15 protein-coding genes are annotated in these 19,331 nt (G+C 37.1%); 13 read left to right on the top strand and 2 right to left on the bottom strand.

Annotated elements, in window-relative coordinates; genetic code table 11:
* Positions 1–139: 139 nt before the first annotated feature.
* The 8 genes from ACH3O9_RS13390 (at position 140) to ACH3O9_RS13355 (ending at position 12,363) form a co-directional block, all read left to right on the top strand.
* Positions 140–1,741: an N-6 DNA methylase gene (locus ACH3O9_RS13390; protein ID WP_416441269.1), complete on the top strand. Its 1,602-nt coding sequence runs from the start codon at positions 140–142 to the stop codon at positions 1,739–1,741.
* A gap of 3 nt (positions 1,742–1,744) precedes the next feature.
* Entirely contained in the window at positions 1,745–4,063 is a 2,319-nt protein-coding gene (locus ACH3O9_RS13385; protein WP_416441267.1) for a hypothetical protein, read from the top strand.
* Complete coding sequence (locus ACH3O9_RS13380) at positions 4,063–5,274, top strand: restriction endonuclease subunit S (RefSeq protein WP_416441265.1); 1,212 nt, start codon at positions 4,063–4,065, stop codon at positions 5,272–5,274. Before ACH3O9_RS13385 ends, ACH3O9_RS13380 begins: the two co-directional genes overlap by 1 nt.
* Positions 5,271–8,273, top strand: coding sequence for a type I restriction endonuclease subunit R (locus ACH3O9_RS13375; RefSeq protein ID WP_416441263.1), 3,003 nt, complete (start codon positions 5,271–5,273; stop codon positions 8,271–8,273). The genes ACH3O9_RS13380 and ACH3O9_RS13375 overlap by 4 nt, the downstream gene beginning before the upstream one ends.
* A 285-nt stretch (positions 8,274–8,558) precedes the next feature.
* Positions 8,559–10,526, top strand: a complete 1,968-nt coding sequence (locus tag ACH3O9_RS13370; RefSeq protein WP_416441261.1) for a fructose-1,6-bisphosphatase — start codon at positions 8,559–8,561, stop codon at positions 10,524–10,526.
* A 297-nt stretch (positions 10,527–10,823) separates the two neighbouring features.
* Positions 10,824–11,033, top strand: coding sequence for a helix-turn-helix domain-containing protein (locus tag ACH3O9_RS13365; RefSeq protein ID WP_416441259.1), 210 nt, complete (start codon positions 10,824–10,826; stop codon positions 11,031–11,033).
* A 5-nt stretch (positions 11,034–11,038) separates the two neighbouring features.
* On the top strand, positions 11,039–11,371 hold the full coding sequence (locus ACH3O9_RS13360) for a HipA N-terminal domain-containing protein (RefSeq protein ID WP_416441257.1): 333 nt from the start codon (positions 11,039–11,041) through the stop codon (positions 11,369–11,371).
* Positions 11,368–12,363 (top strand): type II toxin-antitoxin system HipA family toxin, encoded by a 996-nt coding sequence (locus ACH3O9_RS13355; RefSeq protein ID WP_416441255.1) that lies wholly within the window; start codon positions 11,368–11,370, stop codon positions 12,361–12,363. The genes ACH3O9_RS13360 and ACH3O9_RS13355 overlap by 4 nt, the downstream gene beginning before the upstream one ends.
* Before the next feature lie 176 nt (positions 12,364–12,539).
* Here the strand turns inward: ACH3O9_RS13355 and ACH3O9_RS13350 are convergent, their stop codons facing one another.
* Both ACH3O9_RS13350 and ACH3O9_RS13345 read right to left on the bottom strand, forming a co-directional pair.
* Positions 12,540–13,301 carry a nucleotidyl transferase AbiEii/AbiGii toxin family protein gene (locus ACH3O9_RS13350; protein ID WP_416441253.1) on the bottom strand — a complete coding sequence of 254 codons (762 nt, stop codon included), beginning with the start codon at positions 13,299–13,301 and terminating at the stop codon, positions 12,540–12,542.
* A gap of 1 nt (position 13,302) precedes the next feature.
* Positions 13,303–13,590 (bottom strand): DUF6922 domain-containing protein, encoded by a 288-nt coding sequence (locus ACH3O9_RS13345; protein ID WP_416441251.1) that lies wholly within the window; start codon positions 13,588–13,590, stop codon positions 13,303–13,305.
* Positions 13,591–14,257: 667 nt separating this feature from the next.
* On the opposite strand from ACH3O9_RS13345, the gene ACH3O9_RS13340 reads away from it, so the two are divergent.
* The 5 genes from ACH3O9_RS13340 (at position 14,258) to ACH3O9_RS13320 (ending at position 19,228) form a co-directional block, all read left to right on the top strand.
* Positions 14,258–14,728 (top strand): BLUF domain-containing protein, encoded by a 471-nt coding sequence (locus ACH3O9_RS13340; protein WP_416441249.1) that lies wholly within the window; start codon positions 14,258–14,260, stop codon positions 14,726–14,728.
* Between the two features lie 323 nt (positions 14,729–15,051).
* A complete protein-coding gene (locus ACH3O9_RS13335; protein WP_416441247.1) occupies positions 15,052–15,540 on the top strand; it encodes a ferritin-like domain-containing protein in 489 nt (162 codons plus the stop codon).
* Positions 15,541–15,856: 316 nt separating this feature from the next.
* Positions 15,857–16,978 carry a glycosyltransferase gene (locus ACH3O9_RS13330; protein ID WP_416441245.1) on the top strand — a complete coding sequence of 374 codons (1,122 nt, stop codon included), beginning with the start codon at positions 15,857–15,859 and terminating at the stop codon, positions 16,976–16,978.
* A complete protein-coding gene (gene glf / locus ACH3O9_RS13325; RefSeq protein WP_416441243.1) occupies positions 16,975–18,105 on the top strand; it encodes a UDP-galactopyranose mutase in 1,131 nt (376 codons plus the stop codon). Before ACH3O9_RS13330 ends, glf begins: the two co-directional genes overlap by 4 nt.
* Complete coding sequence (locus ACH3O9_RS13320) at positions 18,095–19,228, top strand: hypothetical protein (RefSeq protein WP_416441241.1); 1,134 nt, start codon at positions 18,095–18,097, stop codon at positions 19,226–19,228. The genes glf and ACH3O9_RS13320 overlap by 11 nt, the downstream gene beginning before the upstream one ends.
* Positions 19,229–19,331 lie beyond the last annotated feature (103 nt).

The following is a 19,331-nucleotide window of genomic DNA, read 5'->3' as shown; positions in this document are numbered from 1 at the left end:
ATTTTGTTATTCTAATTTCTTTAAGCAATGCCGATTCTATATAGATTAATATTTCTTAAAAAATTTAACTAACTTTCCATTTCGGATCTTCCCCTACAACGATCTATTATTTACCTAATAAATTTACCATCTATTATAAATGGCAAAAGCAGACATTGATTTTGAAAAAGAACTCTGGGATGCGGCGAACGAATTGCGCGGCGCGGTATCTGAGAATAACTATAAAAACTACATCCTTCCACTTGTCTTTGTAAAGCACCTAAGCGAACGCTATGAGGTGGTGCGCGAAGAACTGAAGCAGGAGCTCAGGGATCCAAAGTCCGATTATTACACTACAGATAAGGAGGAGATCAACTACGTCCTGGAAGACCGGGATGAATACCGTTCCCGCAACACCTTTAAAATTCCGGAAACGGCTTCCTGGCAATATTTGAAGGATAATGCCGAGCAGGATGATATCAAGGTGAAGGTAGATGATGCCTTTGATGTCATCCAGGAACTTTTGACGGGCTATAATCCGCAGTTGGTAAATATTTTGCCGCGAATTTTTGTGCGGAGTGAACTATCTCCCAAACAAACCGGCGGAATCATCAACCTCCTCTCCCACCCTAAATTTTCTGAAAAGGAAAATCCCGAAAGCGATATCCTGGGCCGTATCTATGAATATTACATCGGCCGCTTTGCAATGGCTGAAGGTTCGGGTGCGGGGCAGTTCTTTACGCCGGGAAGTATTGTAAGGCTGCTGGTGGAGTTACTGGAGCCTTACAAAGGCCGCATCTTTGACCCCGCTTGTGGGAGCGGTGGTATGTTTGTGCAGAGTTTAAAGTTCATCAAAGAACACGGCGGAAATAAAAAAGACATCGCGATCTATGGGCAGGAAATGACCGCACAGACATTGCGTTTGTGCCTTATGAACCTGATGCTGCGGGACCTTTCTTTTGATATTAAACTGGGAAATTCCTTGCTTGATGATAAATTTCCCAACCTGAAAGCGGATTATATTATTGCCAATCCGCCATTTAATGTGAGCAACTGGCATCCTGAAGATCTGCCCGATGGCGATCCCCGATTATTTGGACCCAAAGAAGAATTCACTACAGATGGCAGCGCCAATTATATGTGGATGCAAACCTTCTGGCACCATTTAAGCGACACCGGGACTGCCGGAATTGTAATGGCCAACGGCGCGATGACCTCCAACAACAAGGGAGAGAAAAACGTGCGGCAGCATATGGTAGACAATTCTATGATAGATGCCATTGTTCGCCTGCCCGACAAGCTGTTCCTCACCACCGGAATCCCCGCCTGCCTTTTCATCCTTAGCAAAAACCGCGACGGAAAAGACGGCACCCATCGCGAGCGCAATAATGAGATCCTGTTCCTGGACGCCTCCAAAATGGGCACAATGGCCACCAGAAAACTGCGGGTATTGAGTGATGATGATATAAATAAGATAGCCGAAACCTATCACAAATGGCGAAATGTCGAGGATGTCAGCTCGAGCGCAGTCGAGAGCTACTCTGATGTGGAAGGCTTTTGCAAAGCAGCTACCATAGCCGATGTCCAAAAGCAGGTTTACAAACTTACCCCTGGTATCTATGTAGGCACAGAAGCCGAAGAAGATGACGGGATCCCTTTTAAAGAAAAAATGGAGGGCCTCAAGGCGCAATTGATGGAGCAGTTTGAAAAAGGGGAGGAATTAAAGGAAAAAATTAAAGCTAATTTTTTTGAGAAAATATAAGATATGGATTATTCAAAGAATTATATTAATTGGATAGCAGGTTTAACAAAAGATCAGTTTGATATATTTATAAAAGCGTTTATAAAGAATTTTTGGAAAGTTGATGCTGTTGTAATTACCGACGGGAAAGGTGATGGGGGCATTGATGTAAAAATTTTCGAAGATAAAAAGGAAAGGAAAATTCCCTTACAAATAACTATCGACAAAAATGTATACGTCAAACTTGAAAAGGATTTGGTGAAAATTTCAAGCCTAACTGAAAAACACGGCTATTCTAACACTTTTTATTTCTACTACTCTAGAGGTGCATCAGAAGGCAAAGTAATTGAATTAGTTGATAAAGCAAGAGAAGATTACTCCTTAGAATTAAAAGTTTTTGACAATAAGGCTATAGCTAGTTATTTAGATAGACCAGATTATTTCCTTTCTAGAGAAACACTGCGTAATTTTTTAGGAGGTTTTGTACAAGACGAGGACTCTTACTTTGACGAAAATCAAAAATTATATTTTGATTACTTATCCTATGCTGATGATTCGAAGGAATTAAAAGAAAGATTTATTACTTCATTTATTTTAAATGAATTATACAAGAGTAATGATGTTAGCATTTCAATCCAAGATCTTATAAATAGAATAAATGATGAATTTGAAATCAATGTATCAAAGCAATATTGTGACAGGTTGATACAAAACCTATTTAGCACGCAAAAGATTGAAAAAGTTAACAATGACAACTATAAGCTATCTGAAAATGAAAGTAAAAATATTAAAATAATACGTGAAAATTCAGAACTGCTAGAACGAGATTTTTCTTCAAAACTTCAAATAATAATAAACGACAGTGCTTCCGTTATCGAAATTAGAAAATTAATTGATAGGTTAAAAGCTATATTTATTAGTCAAAATAAAATTGATTTGAATGAAATATCCAATGGTTATGATGAAGAGGATTCAATTAAAGAAATTAGAGATTTTTATGATTATGTAAATGATAGTTTTGATGATAAAAATTTAAGTAAGCTATTTATTGAACAAGTTTTTGATTTGTGTACAAAAAACAATTTTCTTGCAAAAATTTCAGCAGGAAAGTTGTATAAAGATTTAATAAACAACCCTGAATTTAGTGCATATGCTAGAAGAAATAAAAAGGAAGTATTTTTAGATACACCCATCCTTATCTATCTTCTTTTAGTAATGAAAGAGCCTGATTATAATTATGATAATTATAAATTTAAAATTGCAAAAGAACTTTTTGAATTAATAGTTGTAAAGGAGAAATCTGCATGTTATAATACTACACAATTATATATTACAGAATTAGCAGACCATTTTCAGAGTGCCATAAGACTTCTTCCAATTCAAGAATTAGGTTTATTTGAATCTTTAGGTGGTTCAAATAATGAAATACTTAATCTATATATGGCACTTAAAGAAGAGGGATTAACTGATATGTCTTTTCGAAAATATTTAGAATCTTTTGGATTGTCAATCAATAGGGTTGAGAATGATGAAAGTAAAGAATATTTAAAACAGATCTTTTATAAAATTTTTAAAGATAACCATATACAGATTGATGATGTGCCTCCATATAATAGAGATTATAAAACTCGAAAAGATTATGAGAGAATAGAAAAAACTTTGGGGGATGTTTATTCTCGATCCGATGTGGAAAGAAGACCTCGTTCTCTACTATTCGATTCTCTTTTCTTTTTTCATATCAATAATTTAGATGAGATAATTGATCCAACAGTTTTAACTTGGGACAAAACATTTCAGGAATTTCGGAAGGAGTTTCATCCAAAAAATCCAAATTTCAGCTATTGGCATTTATTTACCCCTGGAAAGTTTATTGATCATATGTCCTTATTAAAATTTAAGATTAATAGTAAAGCAATTACTAATGAAGTTCTATCAATGATTGAATCTGAATATGAAGTTGTTAAAGGCGTAAGAAAACTTTCCGATACTTTAACTTCAATTATTGATTTAAAGTCAGCAAGAGGAATTAGTTTATCAAAAGGATTGGCGGATATTAGAGACACATATATTTACCAAATTAACAGAGAGCATGATGAAAAGATTATTTCAAATGAGAATTTGCCGGTTGATGATGTGTTGACAAATTTAATTGGTTATTATTCGGATGAAAAGGGTAAATATAATTTTAATGATTTTATTGATTCTTTGAAAATTGATAGTGTAATTGATGAGCTATTAAAGTTGATGAGTTATGAGAATAGTTACCATTTAGAATATGGTAGACTTTCTAATGATTATAAAGCTAAGTATGATGAAATTATTAAAAAAACTAAATCTGAATAATGCCAGAAAACTGGAAAACCTATAAACTTTCAGAAGTTTTTGAAATAATTGGTGGAGGAACTCCAAAAACAAAAATTAAAGAATATTGGGATGGTAATATATCGTGGTTATCTGTAGTTGATTTCAATAATGATCAGAGAACGGTTTTCTCTACAGAGAAATCTATTACTGAACTCGGGCTTCAAAAAAGTAGTACAAAAATTCTGTCAAAAGGTCAACTAATTATCTCCGCCAGAGGAACAGTAGGACAAATAGCCCAATTGGGAAGAGATATGGCTTTTAATCAATCTTGTTATGGTCTTTCTGGCAAAGAGAAATTATTAATCAATGACTTCGGTTATTACTTATTAAAATCCTCTATAACTAACATCCAAGCGAATTCTCACGGTTCTGTTTTTGATACCATTACAAGAAATACCTTTGAGAATATTGAAGCCCATATTCCAGAAATAGAAGAACAAAGATCCATAACCTCCATCCTTTCTGCCTTAGACGATAAGATCGAGCTCAACCTCCAGATGAACAAAACCCTGGAGGAAATGGCAATGGCTTTATACAAGCATTGGTTTGTGGATTTTGGACCATTTCAGGATGGGGAGTTTGTAGCTTCTGAATTGGGGGAAATTCCGAAGGGATGGGAAGTGAAAAGTATAGGTGATTTGGCTAATATTTTAAATTCTAAGAGAGTCCCGTTAAGCACCAGAGAAAGAAGTACAAGAAAAGGACCATTTCCATACTATGGCGCATCTGGAATTATTGATAATATTGATGATTACAAATTTGATGGGGAATATGTTATTGTTTCCGAGGATGGAGAAAATTTACGTTCTCGTAAAACACCAATAGCATTTCGTGCGGTTGGTCAATTTTGGGTAAATAATCACGCTCATATTCTAAAAGGTAAAAAAAATGGAATTAATGAAATGATTGTTTGTCATTTTGCTCAATTAGATTTGAACCCTTTTATAACTGGTGCTGTTCAACCTAAATTAAACAAGCAAAACTTACTATTAATAAAAATACCTGTACCTCGTATTGAAGCAATAATGGATGAGGTTTTGGAACAGTTTTATTCTATATCAAGGATAATTATATCAAATAATTTTGAAAACCAAACCCTCACTCAACTCCGCGACACCTTACTGCCAAAACTCATCAGCGGGGAAGTCCGCGTAAAAGACGCGGAGAAAACCTTAACAGAAGTCTTATGACACAAATGATCGAGATCACGGTGCAAAAGGCTGCCATAGAGTGCCTCAAGGAGTTGGGGTACACCTATAAAGAAGGGAATTCCCTGCAGCGGGACCTTAAGAAGGTGGTGCTGGAGGAGGATCTTCGGGAATTTTTAGTCAGCTCCTATCCCGCCGTTCCGGCAACCGCCATTAACGAAGCCCTTTCAGCTTTTACGCAGCACGAGGGAATGGATCTCGATCACCGCAACCGCGATTTTCATCTTAAAATGACCCAGGGGGTTTCCATTACCTGGAAAGATGCTTCGGGCAAAGAACAGGCCCGGCACCTCTACCCTATCAATTACAGGGAACCAGAGAAAAATACCTTTGTGTGTGCAGATGAAGTAAAGATCATTGGCAAGAACAGCCGGCGTACAGATCTGCTCATCTTCATCAACGGACTTCCCCTTATTGTTTTTGAATTCAAGAATATGTTTGATCCCGAGGTGGGGGTGGAAAACGCGCACCGGCAAATTGGACATTACTTTCGGGATATTCCGCAGCTGTTCGATTACAATGTCATCACGGTAATTTCAGATGGGCTGGAAACCCTACACGGGATGTACAACTCCTCCCTAAAGTGGTTTGCTCCGTGGAAAAGCGTTCACGGGGATGACCTTCAGCAGAAACAGGAACTTCAGCTGGAGACCTTGCTGAAGGGATTATTTCCGAAGAAAACCTTATTAAATTACCTGCAAAACTTCATTTTCCACGAAGACCACAACGGGAAAATAATCAAGAAAGGCGCAAAATATCACCAGTACTGGGGCATCAAAAAAGCGGTGGACTCTGCGGTAGAAAACATAAAACCCAACGGTGACGGTCGCCTGGGAGTGATTTGGCACACGCAGGGATCGGGCAAAAGTATTTCGATGGCCATCCTTACCGGGATCCTGAGGCAAATGCCCGAAATGAAAAATCCCACCATCCTCATCCAGGTAGACCGCAATGACCTGGACCAGCAACTCTATGAGAATTTTGTGCTGTGCAAAGACCTGGTGGGCCACGTACAACACGCCAATACCACAGATGAGCTGCGGGCCCTGCTAAGCACCGATGGCGGCGGGGTGATCTTTACCACCATTGAGAAATTTCGGTTAAAAGAACTGGCTTCGGGAAAAGAGCTCTCCCATCCTGTACTCTCTGAACGTTACAACCTTATCGTGATGGCAGATGAAGCCCACCGCACCCAGTACGGGTTCCATAGCGGTGGCTTCGCGCAGAACATAAGACGCGCCTTGCCCAATGCCTCCTTTATGGGCTTCACTGGAACTCCCGTAGATGGCAAAGATGCCGATACCCAGCAGGTATTTGGCCCTACAATTCACACCTACGATATCAAACAGGCCGTGGAAGATGGGGCTACGGTGCCCATTTATTACGAGCCAAAAATGGTACCGCTCAACATCAAAGCCAAATATGACAGGGAGCTGGATGAAATGGAAGAAGATGAGGACGAGGAGAACAATGCGGTTTGGGCCGCTATAGAAGATGCCGCCGGGTCTGCTGAACGGGTGGAAAGGGTTGCCAAAGACATCCTCACCCATTTTAAGGCCAGGACCGAAAGCTTGGAAGGCAAAGCGATGATTGTTTGTATGAGCCGCAAGAACTGCGTAAAAATGTACAATGCCCTGACGGCATTGGAAGGCTGCCCTGAAATAGCCGTGATTATGACCGGAAACATTAGCAAGGATCCCCCGGAATGGAATCCGCACATACGCACCAAAGATGCGATGGAAGCCATAAAAAAGCGTTTCCGAACGCCTGAGGATCCGCTGCAAATTGTGATCGTTCGCGATATGTGGCTCACGGGATTTGATGCCCCCTGCGCCCATACGATGTATGTGGATAAGATCATGAAAGGCCATAACTTGATGCAGGCCATTGCAAGGGTAAACCGGGTTTTTAAAGATAAACCCAACGGACTTGTAGTAGATTTTATAGGCATCTCCGGCTTCCTTGCTGAAGCCACTAAAAAATACACGGCCGGAGGAGGGGAAGGAAAACCGACTTTGGATCTGGAGGTCGCGGTAAAAGTTTGCCTGGAGCAATTTGAGAAGGTGATAGATCTCATAGGTGATTTTTCTGCGGAAAGGATCAATGCTATGAGCGATATGGACAAGATGAAATGGTCTAGCGGAGTAGTGAATAGCCTTTTAAAATCTGATGCCATTACCGACGCCTTTTTGCTCGAAGAGCGCAAGCTGGCGGAACTGGTGGCAATGACCAGTTCAGATCCGCGGGTTTGGGAGATACAGGAAGAACTGGCGATCATTCAAAAGATCAGGCAACTCATCAGAAAGATCAAATTCCCTCCCGGTCCGCGCAGGGAAAAGAACGAAAAGATAAAGGACTTGATCAGTAAATCCCTGGAATCGCAGGAAATTGTGGACCTGGCAAAAATGTACAACCTGGATAAGATCGATATTTCCATAGTAGACGATAAGTTCCAGGCCATAGTAAAGAAAAAAGGAGACGAGAATATTAAAGTAGAATTACTGCGCAGGATCATCAACGATGAGATACGGGTGCGAATGCCCAAGAACATCCGGCGGATGCGCAAGCTGAAAGACGAGCTGGAAAAAGTGCTGAGCAATTACCACCGGAATTCTTTAGATTCTATTGCCGCCATCAAGCACCTGCTGGATATCGCGAATGAATTTCAGCAGGATGACATAAGGACCAAACAACTCGGTTTAACCGAAGATGAACTGGCTTTTTACGACATGTTATCTGCCAACGAAAAGCTCCTCAATCAGGCCGGCCCTATCCAGGACCTGGTGCATACAGTGGTAGCTTCCGTCAAGAAAAACCTCCAACTCGACTGGACCAAAAAGGAAGACGCCCGCGCCGCAATTCGGCTGGCAGTAAAAAAGGAATTACGGGGCAAAGTGCCATTTTCTGAACTGGATACTTTACTGAAGGAAGTAATTGAACAGGCAGAGGGGCAGTATAGGGACTGGCCGTTGGAGGCTTAAGGATTCGACTATGGTTTAAGCGCTGGTAACTACAAAGTAACAGTCTCTTTAACTAAGGGTAAAACTACTGGAAAATTTAAAATATTTTGCGACATACAAGGAGCTATGACCTTCTGTTTTAACTGGTGGTAATTTTTGTATTCAACAACCTCAGGGCAAGCCCACGAGGTATGAATTGGAAAATTCTTTTTCTATTCGAGGCAAGCCTCGGGGGAATTAAACCCTCTGGAGGGATTCAAAATCTTTAACTTAGATAAAATTATCACTAGACGCGCAATTGAGGCTATGAAAAATGATCCAAAGTACCTGAAATTATTGTCCAATCAATTTCCCAACGCCGCCCAGGTAGGGAAAGAGATTATTCTGCTGGAAGCACTTTTGTCTCTTCCCAAAAGTTCAGAGCTCTTTATAAGCGATATTCACGGGGAACACGAGCCATTCAAGCACATGTTAAGAAATGGTTCGGGGCTGATCCGGGAAAAGATAGTGGAACTTTTTGGGAATGAATTGAATGAAACGGATCTTCGGAGTCTGGCGGCATTGATCTATTATCCCTCAGAGAAACTGGACAAGATAAAAAAGGAAAGTGAAGACCTGGATTATTTCTATAAAATTTTAGTAAAAAGGCTCGTGCGGGTTGCTAATGATTTTACCTCTATTTATACGAAAAGAAAGATCGACCGGCTCTTGTCCCGGGATTATGGATTAATTATTGCTGAACTACTGCAGTGCGAAATTGCCGGTGAAGCTAAAAGTAAGTATCACAAGAAACTTTTAGATACCGTAATTGAAATTGGAGAATGTGATAAACTTATCATGGCCCTTTCTGAATTTATACAGCGCCTTGCAATTTCCAAAATACATGTGATCGGCGATATATTCGACCGGGGGCCCGGTGCCGAGGAAGTGATGGACAGCCTCATCGAATATCATTCCGTAGACATACAGTGGGGGAACCACGATATGGTATGGATGGGAGCAGCTTCCGGCTCACTTGCCTGTATGGCCAATGTGATAAGACTTTCCCTTAGGTATGGAAATACAAGCACCCTTGAGAAAGGCTACGGAATAAATCTTATTCACCTTGCCTCTTTCGCCTTGGAACATTATAAAGAAGATAAAAGTCTGATCTTTAATCCTAAAATTAAACCCGAGGATTTGCTGAATGAAAGCGAACAGTGGCTCAACAGGATCATGCACAAGGCGATTAGCATCATACAATTTAAACTTGAGGAACAACTTATAGACCGACGACCAGAGTTTAAGATGACCCACAGAAAAATGCTGGAACATATGGATCTCTCCCAGGGCAGCATACGTTTAGATGGTAAAGAATACGCACTTAAAGACACCTGGTTTCCCACTATTGATCCAAAAAACCCCACAAAACTCTCTAAAGAAGAGGAAGACCTGGTCATAAAACTTTCAGAATCCTTTCAACAAAGCGGTCGGCTTCAAAATCACGTAAAGTTTTTATTTGAAAAAGGATCTATGTACCACATTGTTAATGGTTGCCTGCTGTTTCATGGTTCTATTCCAATAGATGAAAACGGGGATCTTGCATATGTAGAGATGCTGGGGAAAAAACTGAAAGGAAAGGCTTATATGGATTTTCTCGAGAAACTTACCCGGGAAGCCTTTTCGGGAATTAAGGACACTGCAGAAAATGAGCTGGCGGTAGACATGATGTGGTACCTTTGGGCCGGGCCGGATTCTCCCCTTTTCGGAAAAGACAAAATGACCACCTTTGAAAGATACTTTATTAAGGACATTACAGTTCATAAGGAAACGAAAAGCCAGTACTACCGCTATAGGGATGTTCCTGAAACCTCCTTGAAAATCATGCAGGACTTTGGAATGGATCCTGAAAAATCTATTATTATCAACGGTCATGTACCGGTAGAAGTGAAAAAAGGAGAAAGCCCTATTAAAGCAGACGGCAAGCTCATTGTGATTGACGGCGGATTTGCAAAAGCCTATCAAGAACAAACTGGAATAGCCGGCTACACACTCATTTTTGATGATAAAGGTAAAAGAATCATAGCACACCTGCCCTTTGAATCTAAAGTAAAAGCCATTGAAGAGGAAATAGACATAGAGTCCAGTATAACCCTTTATTCTTACTCTGATAAGCCATTGAAAGTTTCTGACATTAAAGACGGAGATCAAGTAAAAGATTTTATTGAAGATCTCAAGGAGCTACTACATTCTTATAGATCAGGAATATTAACAGAAAGGTTTCAGCTATCATAATAGTGGCCTATGGGTTACTCAGCCTAGGAAGACAATTATTTCTCTCTATTGCTTTTAAAAAATCTACGATCTTTATCGAACACTATTTCCTTCCTATTTCAGCTATTCATTTCTGCTAACACCACCCAAAAAATCCCAAAAACCCTCACTAAAGTGTGGATCATAGTATATTTTGTATATAATGTTACTAAAAAAAATCAAAATACTCATTAAAGTATGGATTTTAATGTATTTTTGAGTCAGGAAATTAATATAAAACCAAAATCCTCATTATATTGTGGATTTTAACATCTAAAAATGGAAGCAATTGTAAACATCGGAAAGTTAATTCAACAGCGACGGGAGCACATGCGCATCACCCAGGAACAATTAGCTGAGATGGCCGATATTGGGATTGTTACTTTGTATAAGATCGAGACCGGACAGGCCAATCCCACATTACAATCGATACAAAAAATAACCGATGTATTAGGTCTGGAGATCACCCTCCAGGTTAAGAAAATATAGCTTAAATGAGACAAGCCGCTATTTTATACAAAGGGACCGAAGCTGGGGTGCTCCAGCAGCATGATGACAGTAGTTTTACCTTCCGTTATTTAGACTGCTGGCTGGCTGATGTGGACAATGTTTCTATTAGTCTGACCTTACCCCGGTCCCAACAGGAATACCATTCCCAGTATTTATTTCCGTTTTTTTATAATATGATTCCGGAAGGGACGAATCGACAAAAAGTTTGCCAGGCAGAACGCTTGGATACTGATGACTATTTTGGCATCCTTATGGCGACGGCCCGCTATGATACCATTGGGGCCATCACGGTTAAAAAACTTAAGGCCTCGATATGATACCAAAGCTTACGCATTGTCCCGGTACCCTGGCCCCAGGTTTTGATACCTATAGCCGAACCAGCCTTAAACGGGTATTTGATGGACGCAAGGTATCCCACATCCTTCCCTATGAAGCTCCAAATTCGGGTGCTCCTACGGATAAGTTATTTGAAGAAAATCAAAAGCGGATTTCCATATCAGGCGTCCAGGAAAAATTTTCAATAGTACTGGAAAAGAATAAGCTACGTCTGATCAAAAAAGGAGAACGGGGCACTCATATTCTAAAACCAATTCCTAATTCCGGGAAAAAAAGGGACCAGATGCCGGCCAATGAGCATTTGACCATGCAGATCGCTCGGCAGGTATACGGGATCGAGACCGCAGAGAATGCGCTGATCTTTTTTAAAAAAGGAAACCCGGCCTACATCACCAAACGATTTGATGTACAGTTAGGTGGTAGTAAAAAGGCCAAAGAGGATTTTGCTTCACTGGCCGGTAAAACCCCACAGACCCATGGGGACCATTATAAATATGAAGGGAATTACCTGGAATTATTTGAACTGATGAAGAAATACCTTCCCGCCTACCGCGTGGAAACACCCAAATTATTTAAAATTCTCTTATTCAACTATTTATTTTCTAACGGTGATGCCCACCTGAAGAATTTTGCTATTATAGAAACACCTATGGGAGATCATCGCTTAAGTCCTGCTTATGACCTCCTCAATACACGTATTCATATTGAGGATAGTGATTTTGCTTTGGACGGTCTACTACCGGCCCAGCTAGCCCAAACCCATGTCGCCGGACAGTTTAAAGTCCTGTCCGAACAGGTAGGCCTTTCCTCGAAGCAGTTTAATACGATCATAGCTTCCATGCTCAAAGGTTCCGATCAGGTAAATACGCTTACTATGGCTTCCTTTTTAGACGAGAAAACAAAAAGAAACTATTTGCAGGCCTACCAGACCCGAATCAACAACCTCGGGGCAAGCCCACGAGGTATGAATTGAAAAATTCATTTTCTATTCGAGGCAAGCCTCGGGGAATTAAACCCTCTGGAGGGATTAAAAAAACTGACCAAAGAGTAATTATACCCCATAGTTGAAATTCTGGAAATAGATGAATGAGTATCATTAAAGATTCAAATAAGTAAAAATTATTTCTTTAACGGGTGAGCTATATTTCCCTAAGTAATAAATGATGCCAAATTGGGGAAATTTTTATTTTCTGATTTATATAATTTTCTGAGCTTTGATCTCCAGTTTATTCGCGCTAAAGCCCAGCTTTTGCTGCCTTCTACTACGTCGATACGGTCATGAGAATGGAATACTTTACCTGGTTCTTTTCTATTTCTATCGAATGCTAAAAGGAGATCTAAGTTATCGATTGGACTTTCCTCATCGTCCAGGTCGAATAAACATTTATATTTTGGTTTATTATAGATTTCACTTTTTTGTTTAAAATTATCAAAGAGCTCAACTATATCAATATCATCGGTGATATAATCCAGATCATAGATATCCTTTTTAGCAAACCGGTTGGAGGCACTCATCAGTTTTAAAAGGCCAACGTCCTTGCTAGAAAGCAAACGAATACTATCCTGAGTTTCTACATCAAATAAATATTGGATGTTTTGCAAGATTTCCACTTTTATTATTAAATCATCTGTGGGAATAAAGGCGCGAAGAAAAATAAATTGTTCGCTTAAATCCTCATTCATAGGAATTAAGGTAGCATGATCACCATATTTAGAGGTTATTTCTTCGATAATCTTTTCAAAACCAATCTTACCTATAACTTCATTTGATATTAAATCTATATCAATAGATTTTCTATGATTATAGCGTAATGCCAAATTGGTACCACCGGCTAATACAAATTCTGAAAGGGAAGGAAGAGCTTGTAATTCTTTTAACAGTGAAATTAATTTAGGGTCAACTGCCCCCATCTTAGTGCTTAAATCTAGAAAATTCCTCAATATGATATCTATTGGATACCATATGACATACTCTATTACTAATACGTTCCTTAGTGTTTTTAAGATATTTGAGGATTTGCTTTTGAGAATAAAGATTTTCTAATTTTAGAATATCTTTCTGAAACGTTTGTTCAGTAGTAGCAAATAGTGCCCTCGGAATAATAATATCCTTATCTTGTTGAAGATCAAGTTTACTATAATCCATATCCCAAAATAGGTGTTTTGGAAAAATATCTACTATATTTTTAGTTCGTCTCACAATGCAATATTAAAAAATAAATCTCTACTATTGTTCTAAGATTATATTAAATATAAGTATAATTAAACAAAACCCTTCCCATAATTGGCTATATGATAAAAATGGTTCTATCTCTGATTTACTAGGTCAATATGCTTATTTACTCAATTCTCTAAATCTTCCCACCTACACCTTTAAACTTTTCTAAGAAAATGGAGAAATTACTAGTGAGCTCACCAAAGATTAAATATTTGATAATATTTTATGATTTATTTTGAGATGTTGGAAACGGGTTTGTACCTATATTACACCTCAATCTTCAGGAAGGCCTATAAACAAAGCAACCGAATATATTGTATTGGAAAGTAAATAATAAAACACAAAGAGATATTGAAAGCCTTAAGAATACAGAACTCAAATGATCAAACCGGGAGAGGTAATCATAATGTTCACCTCTGGTTTTAAGATATTAGAATTGAACTGCTCAAAAAAAAAATCTCAACATTACTGGAATTCAAGCGGCTTCTTTTTAAAAGTTAGACTTCATTATATCAATACGATAGATTAAATGAAAAATCTGACCTCTCCATATTCTAGATGTTCATTTAACACATAATTCAGAAATTTATGTATTCCATTATCTAATTTAGAAGATACCATACTTCCTTAATTAGAACAACCACAAGCTATGAAATATGCTATTTGTTATGTAAGCACTGCTTCTCAAGAACTTCAAAATTCTGATCTTAAAGATGTAATGAATAAAACACTACACTATAATCTCAAAGAAGGTTTGAAGGGTATATTGCTCTATTCCGAAGGTAATTTTTTACAGGTATTGGAGGGAGACAAAAAAATATTACTGCCCTTATACACCAAAATTGAATGTGATACAAGACATAAAGATATTATACAAAAAGTGGGAAAAGAAATCGCCCATGGGGCTTATGATAGTTATGAAACTCGTACACTATCAGATGATAAATATTACGATACTCCAGAATTACTAAAAGAATACATGACTCCTATACAGGGCATGGATTACCCGATTCAGGAAACCATAAAAATATGCTTAAAGCATTTCTCAAAACAAGGTCCTTTCTATAATACCATTTTACTATGCCTTTTGGCATTTTATATTTCGTACACTAAGCTATAATAATTTTTATATTCTTAATGATTATAAAAGTGAATCGTGAACTATTAATTATAGTTAAAATAACTTATATGGTACATTTTACTATTTATAGAGATAATCACATTAATTTATAAATATGAACTTTAGCCTATAAACAAATTAATCAAAGGGACCTATAAATAAGCAAAGCTTCAATATTAGCCTACCTTATCTAAATGATCAAAAGGGAAATTTAAAGTTTCCCTTTTTTAGTTTATGTAAAAACTATTACTCAATTTCTTAAGTATTAATACGGCCAAACTATCAAATTTCATTCTTTATACTCTACAATTTTTAAAACCTATATGAAAATAATGCTGGACCTTTTAGAAAAACAGTTACAAAATTTATACAATTCTGAATTATTGATTTTAGATGCTCTAGCAGAAATGCTCGATTATGTAACAGATACTAAATTAAAAGAGCATATAAAAAATTTCGCTATAGAAACGCAAGAACAGAAAGTCAGGCTGGAAGATATTGGAGAGCTCTTGCATTTAAAAATTGCGATAAAGGATGGAAATATTATACGAGGTCTGCTTATGGACACTCATGAATTATATTCTGATTTTTCGAAAGGTTTCTTGATGGATGTAGGAATTATATCTAAAATCTTACAAATAACGCATTTTCAAATTTCTGGATACGAAACTGCTTTACTTTATATCAAAAACTTAGATATTAGTGAAGTTCAAGAAAAATTAGAAAAAACTTTGGAAGAGGCATACGAAGGAGATGAAAATTATCAAAATTATGCGAAAACATTGTTACTCACTAAAAACAATAAGCCCTAACAAAAGGTATGTGAAGTTCTAACCCTTTCAACAAAAATATTCTAGCCAATTATCTCATCAGGAATATGTAGTACGTGCCTGTAATATTGCATTACTAGTTTTCTGCTCCTTACAATAGCATCTTTTGGCATAAGCGCTTTAAATGCAACTGCTCCGGATATCAAGTTTATAAGCCACAAAATTCTATGCTTGATCTTGATTTTCAATATTTCTTCATCTTTAACCTTTAAAATTTCAATTACGATAGTTTTTGTTTCTAAAGCGTTAATCTTAGATATTATTCTGATATATTTTTAATTACTTTAAATTATATCACATGAATAATAACGCCTCTGTAGCACAAAAAAATTCATCTACTACTACCACCCATAAATTAACTGCTCAATATGATATTATCGTATTTTCTCATCTACGCTGGAATTTTGTATATCAGCGTCCTCAGCATATTTTGAGCAGGTTATCTCAAGATTATAATATAATCGTTATAGAAGAACCAATAGCTATAGGTGGTAATGGCAATTATGAATTAGAGAATATATCTTCCAGCCTTACCCTTGTTCGACCTAAAGTTGAAAGTATAGCCCATATACAACATGTTTTAAAAGAATTAAATCTACAGAGTATTGATATTGTCTGGTTTTATTCAGCTGCCTTTGTAGAGTTGACACCCTATATAAATGCTAATACCATGATCTACGATTGTATGGATGAACTGTCTCAGTTTAAAGGGGCTTCCCAGCAGTTGAGAGTTCAAGAAGAATTTCTTATTAAAAAGGCAGATTTGGTATTTACCGGAGGAAAATCTCTCTATGAAGCAAAATCGAAGCTTTCACCCAATGTTTACTGCTTTCCAAGTTCAGTTGATGTTGCACATTTTAAACAATCAAGTACCTATTCTAAAATTCCCTTAGATCTAGCTGCAATTCCTAAACCCATAGTTGGCTATATAGGCGTTATAGATGAGCGTATAAATTTAAATTTGATTCATGAAACAGCTTTAGCATTACCTAAGATTTCATTTATTATGATAGGCCCTCTGGCAAAAATAGATGAAGGTGACCTTCCAAGAGCACATAACATTCATTATTTAGGAATGAAAAGTTATGATGATTTACCATTTTATTTAAAGCATATTGATATTTCAATGATGCCGTTTGCCTTAAATGAAGCTACTGAATTTATAAGTCCAACTAAAACATTGGAATATATGGCAGCGGGTAAGCCTATTATTTCTACACCCATAAAAGACGTTACAAGAGATTACTCCCAGGTAATTGAAATCGTTACTAATGCTTATGAATTTTCACAAGCTATTATTAAAATATCAAGCAGTGAAATAAAAATAAATAAGTCAGCCTATGAATCTATTCTAAAGCAAACATCCTGGGACGCCACCACACAAAAAATGTTACAAATAATGAAGGAACGAGTAGAATGAGCCATAAAATATTAATTATAGGAGCTGGTATATCTGGGGCTGTTTTAGCTGAAAGATATGCAGCTAATGGTAAAAAGGTTTTAATTATAGAGAAAAGAGATCATATAGCAGGTAATTGTTATGATTTTATAGACGATAATGGCATTTTAGTCTCAAAATATGGAGCTCACCTATTCCATACCAATGAAAAGGAAGTATGGCAGTATGTAAATAGATTTGCTCAGTGGTATGCTTGGGAGCATACTGTGCTTGCAAAAGTAGAAGATCAATTAGTCCCAATACCTGTCAATAGAGACACAGTTAACACATTGTTCAATCTGCAACTAAAGAATAGTGAAGAGATGGAACAATGGCTGGAAGAAAACCGTGTAAAGATAGAATATCCTAAAAATGGTAAAGAAGCCGTGTTAAACAAGGTTGGAAATACGCTTTATGAAAAAATGTTTAGACATTACACGAAGAAACAATGGGATAAGTATCCGGAAGAACTTGACGCCTCTGTTCTAGACAGAATTCCGGTTAGAACAAATACAGACAATCGGTATTTTAGTGACACATATCAAGCCCTGCCGAAGGGTGGATATACTAAAATGTTTGAAAATATTTTGAAGCATCCTAATATAACTATACGGCTGGAAACTGATTACTTTGATATTAAACAACAACTTCCATCTTTTGAAAAAATATTTTATACCGGTCCCATAGACCGCTTTTTTGAGTTTAAGCACAGCCTTGTAGAAAAACTGGAGTACCGTTCAATCAATTTTGTTTCCGAAACGATAAACAAAGAATTTTTTCAGGAAAATTCAGTTATAAATTATCCCGGTATGGAGGTAGATTATACCAGAATTATAGAATATAAACACTTTGGTAATCAATTAAGCAAGAAAACTACAATTGTAAAAGAATATACTACAGATGAAGGAGAACCATATTATCCTGTCTTAAATACTAAGAACCAGGAAATCTATAAAAAATATAAAGAGGAAGCCGCAAAACACCCCAACATACATTTTGTGGGGAGACTTGCCAATTATAAATATTTCAATATGGATCAGGCCTTTAAAAATGCTTTAGATCTTTTTAAAACACTCCAGAAAAAAAATGTCCCGCAACATGCAGAATAATTTGACATTAAAAAGTTTTTTTATGGGTGGGTTTGAATGTGCAGATCATATAAACAGATCAGGGGTCCGTATTAATCTTCAAAAAGAAACATTACACCATATCAAAGTTTTTGAGGATTACAAAGCTTTAAAAAATATCGGAATAAATGTGGTGCGGGAAGGTGTTTGCTGGAGTTCTGTTGAAGTCGCCCCTTATAAGTTTGATTTTACAGAAGTAAAAAGCTTTTTAAAAGCGGCTTCATGTTTAGATATACAAATTATATGGGATCTTTGCCATTTCGGATATCCGGATGGTTTGTTTCCCACACACCCTCAATTTATTGACCGTTTTGTAGCTTTTTGTGAACAGTTTACTATATTCTACTATGAAAACTCCCAACAAGCTCTTTGGCTTGTTCCATTTAATGAAATAAGCTTTTTATCATGGCATTCTGGAGATATGCGAGGTACAGTGCCATTTGCTGTAAATTCAGGATGGGATATTAAATACCACTTATGTAGAGCAGCAATTTTAGGAATTAAAGCTATTAGAGCTATTTTAACTGATACAGTCATACTTGCCATAGAACCTCTTGTAAAAGTGCATCCGGCTTATGACAATGTTGAGCTTACAGAAGTGGCTAAGATTAATAATTTTCAGTTCCAGGCAATGGATATAATAATGGGAAGAGAATGCCCGGAACTTGGAGGAAACGAATCTCTATTAGATATGCTCGGGTTTAACTATTATTATAATAATCAATGGAAACAAAATAATGAAATTCTACCCTGGCCTGATTTAAATGGAAGTTTAACCCCCCTTTCTGAACTATTATTAACTGCACAAAAACGTTATAATTTACCCATTCTTCTTGCTGAAACCGGACATTTTGGATCATTAAGAGTATTGTGGCTTAAAGAAGTTGTGACAGAGTGTTTAAAAGCAATTAATTTAGGTGTTGATCTGAGGGGCATGTGTATTTATCCTGTAATAGACCGTCCTGATTGGGATGATTTAACAAGCTTTTCAAATTGTGGACTATGGGATATGGATTGTAACGGTAATCGCATAGCTTTTGTTCCATATATACAAGAACTCTTAAAAGGTCAAATTTTATTTAAAAAAACATTTAGCTCAAATTGATGTTATTGCAGTTTTAAGACTATTTATCTTTCATTTAACGCTTTCAACATAATACTCTGATTATCTTCAGGAAAATTAAATTCTTATAATTAAGAATCCATTA

Source organism: Leeuwenhoekiella sp. A16, from assembly GCF_047946675.1.
In the GTDB taxonomy this organism is placed as follows: Bacteria; Bacteroidota; Bacteroidia; order Flavobacteriales; family Flavobacteriaceae; genus Leeuwenhoekiella.
This window is presented reverse-complemented; position numbering and strand designations above follow the sequence as displayed.

Excerpts from the sequence above, each read along its gene's own strand:
- ACH3O9_RS13390 (WP_416441269.1), top strand. The coding sequence starts at position 140 with ATGGCAAAAGCAGACATTGATTTTGAAAAAGAACTCTGGGATGCGGCG.
- ACH3O9_RS13385 (WP_416441267.1), top strand. The coding sequence starts at position 1,745 with ATGGATTATTCAAAGAATTATATTAATTGGATAGCAGGTTTAACAAAA.
- ACH3O9_RS13380 (WP_416441265.1), top strand. The coding sequence starts at position 4,063 with ATGCCAGAAAACTGGAAAACCTATAAACTTTCAGAAGTTTTTGAAATA.
- ACH3O9_RS13375 (WP_416441263.1), top strand. The coding sequence starts at position 5,271 with ATGACACAAATGATCGAGATCACGGTGCAAAAGGCTGCCATAGAGTGC.
- ACH3O9_RS13370 (WP_416441261.1), top strand. The coding sequence starts at position 8,559 with ATGAAAAATGATCCAAAGTACCTGAAATTATTGTCCAATCAATTTCCC.
- ACH3O9_RS13365 (WP_416441259.1), top strand. The coding sequence starts at position 10,824 with ATGGAAGCAATTGTAAACATCGGAAAGTTAATTCAACAGCGACGGGAG.
- ACH3O9_RS13360 (WP_416441257.1), top strand. The coding sequence starts at position 11,039 with ATGAGACAAGCCGCTATTTTATACAAAGGGACCGAAGCTGGGGTGCTC.
- ACH3O9_RS13355 (WP_416441255.1), top strand. The coding sequence starts at position 11,368 with ATGATACCAAAGCTTACGCATTGTCCCGGTACCCTGGCCCCAGGTTTT.
- ACH3O9_RS13350 (WP_416441253.1), bottom strand. The coding sequence starts at position 13,301 with ATGGGGGCAGTTGACCCTAAATTAATTTCACTGTTAAAAGAATTACAA.
- ACH3O9_RS13340 (WP_416441249.1), top strand. The coding sequence starts at position 14,258 with ATGAAATATGCTATTTGTTATGTAAGCACTGCTTCTCAAGAACTTCAA.
- ACH3O9_RS13335 (WP_416441247.1), top strand. The coding sequence starts at position 15,052 with ATGAAAATAATGCTGGACCTTTTAGAAAAACAGTTACAAAATTTATAC.
- ACH3O9_RS13330 (WP_416441245.1), top strand. The coding sequence starts at position 15,857 with ATGAATAATAACGCCTCTGTAGCACAAAAAAATTCATCTACTACTACC.
- glf (WP_416441243.1), top strand. The coding sequence starts at position 16,975 with ATGAGCCATAAAATATTAATTATAGGAGCTGGTATATCTGGGGCTGTT.
- ACH3O9_RS13320 (WP_416441241.1), top strand. The coding sequence starts at position 18,095 with ATGCAGAATAATTTGACATTAAAAAGTTTTTTTATGGGTGGGTTTGAA.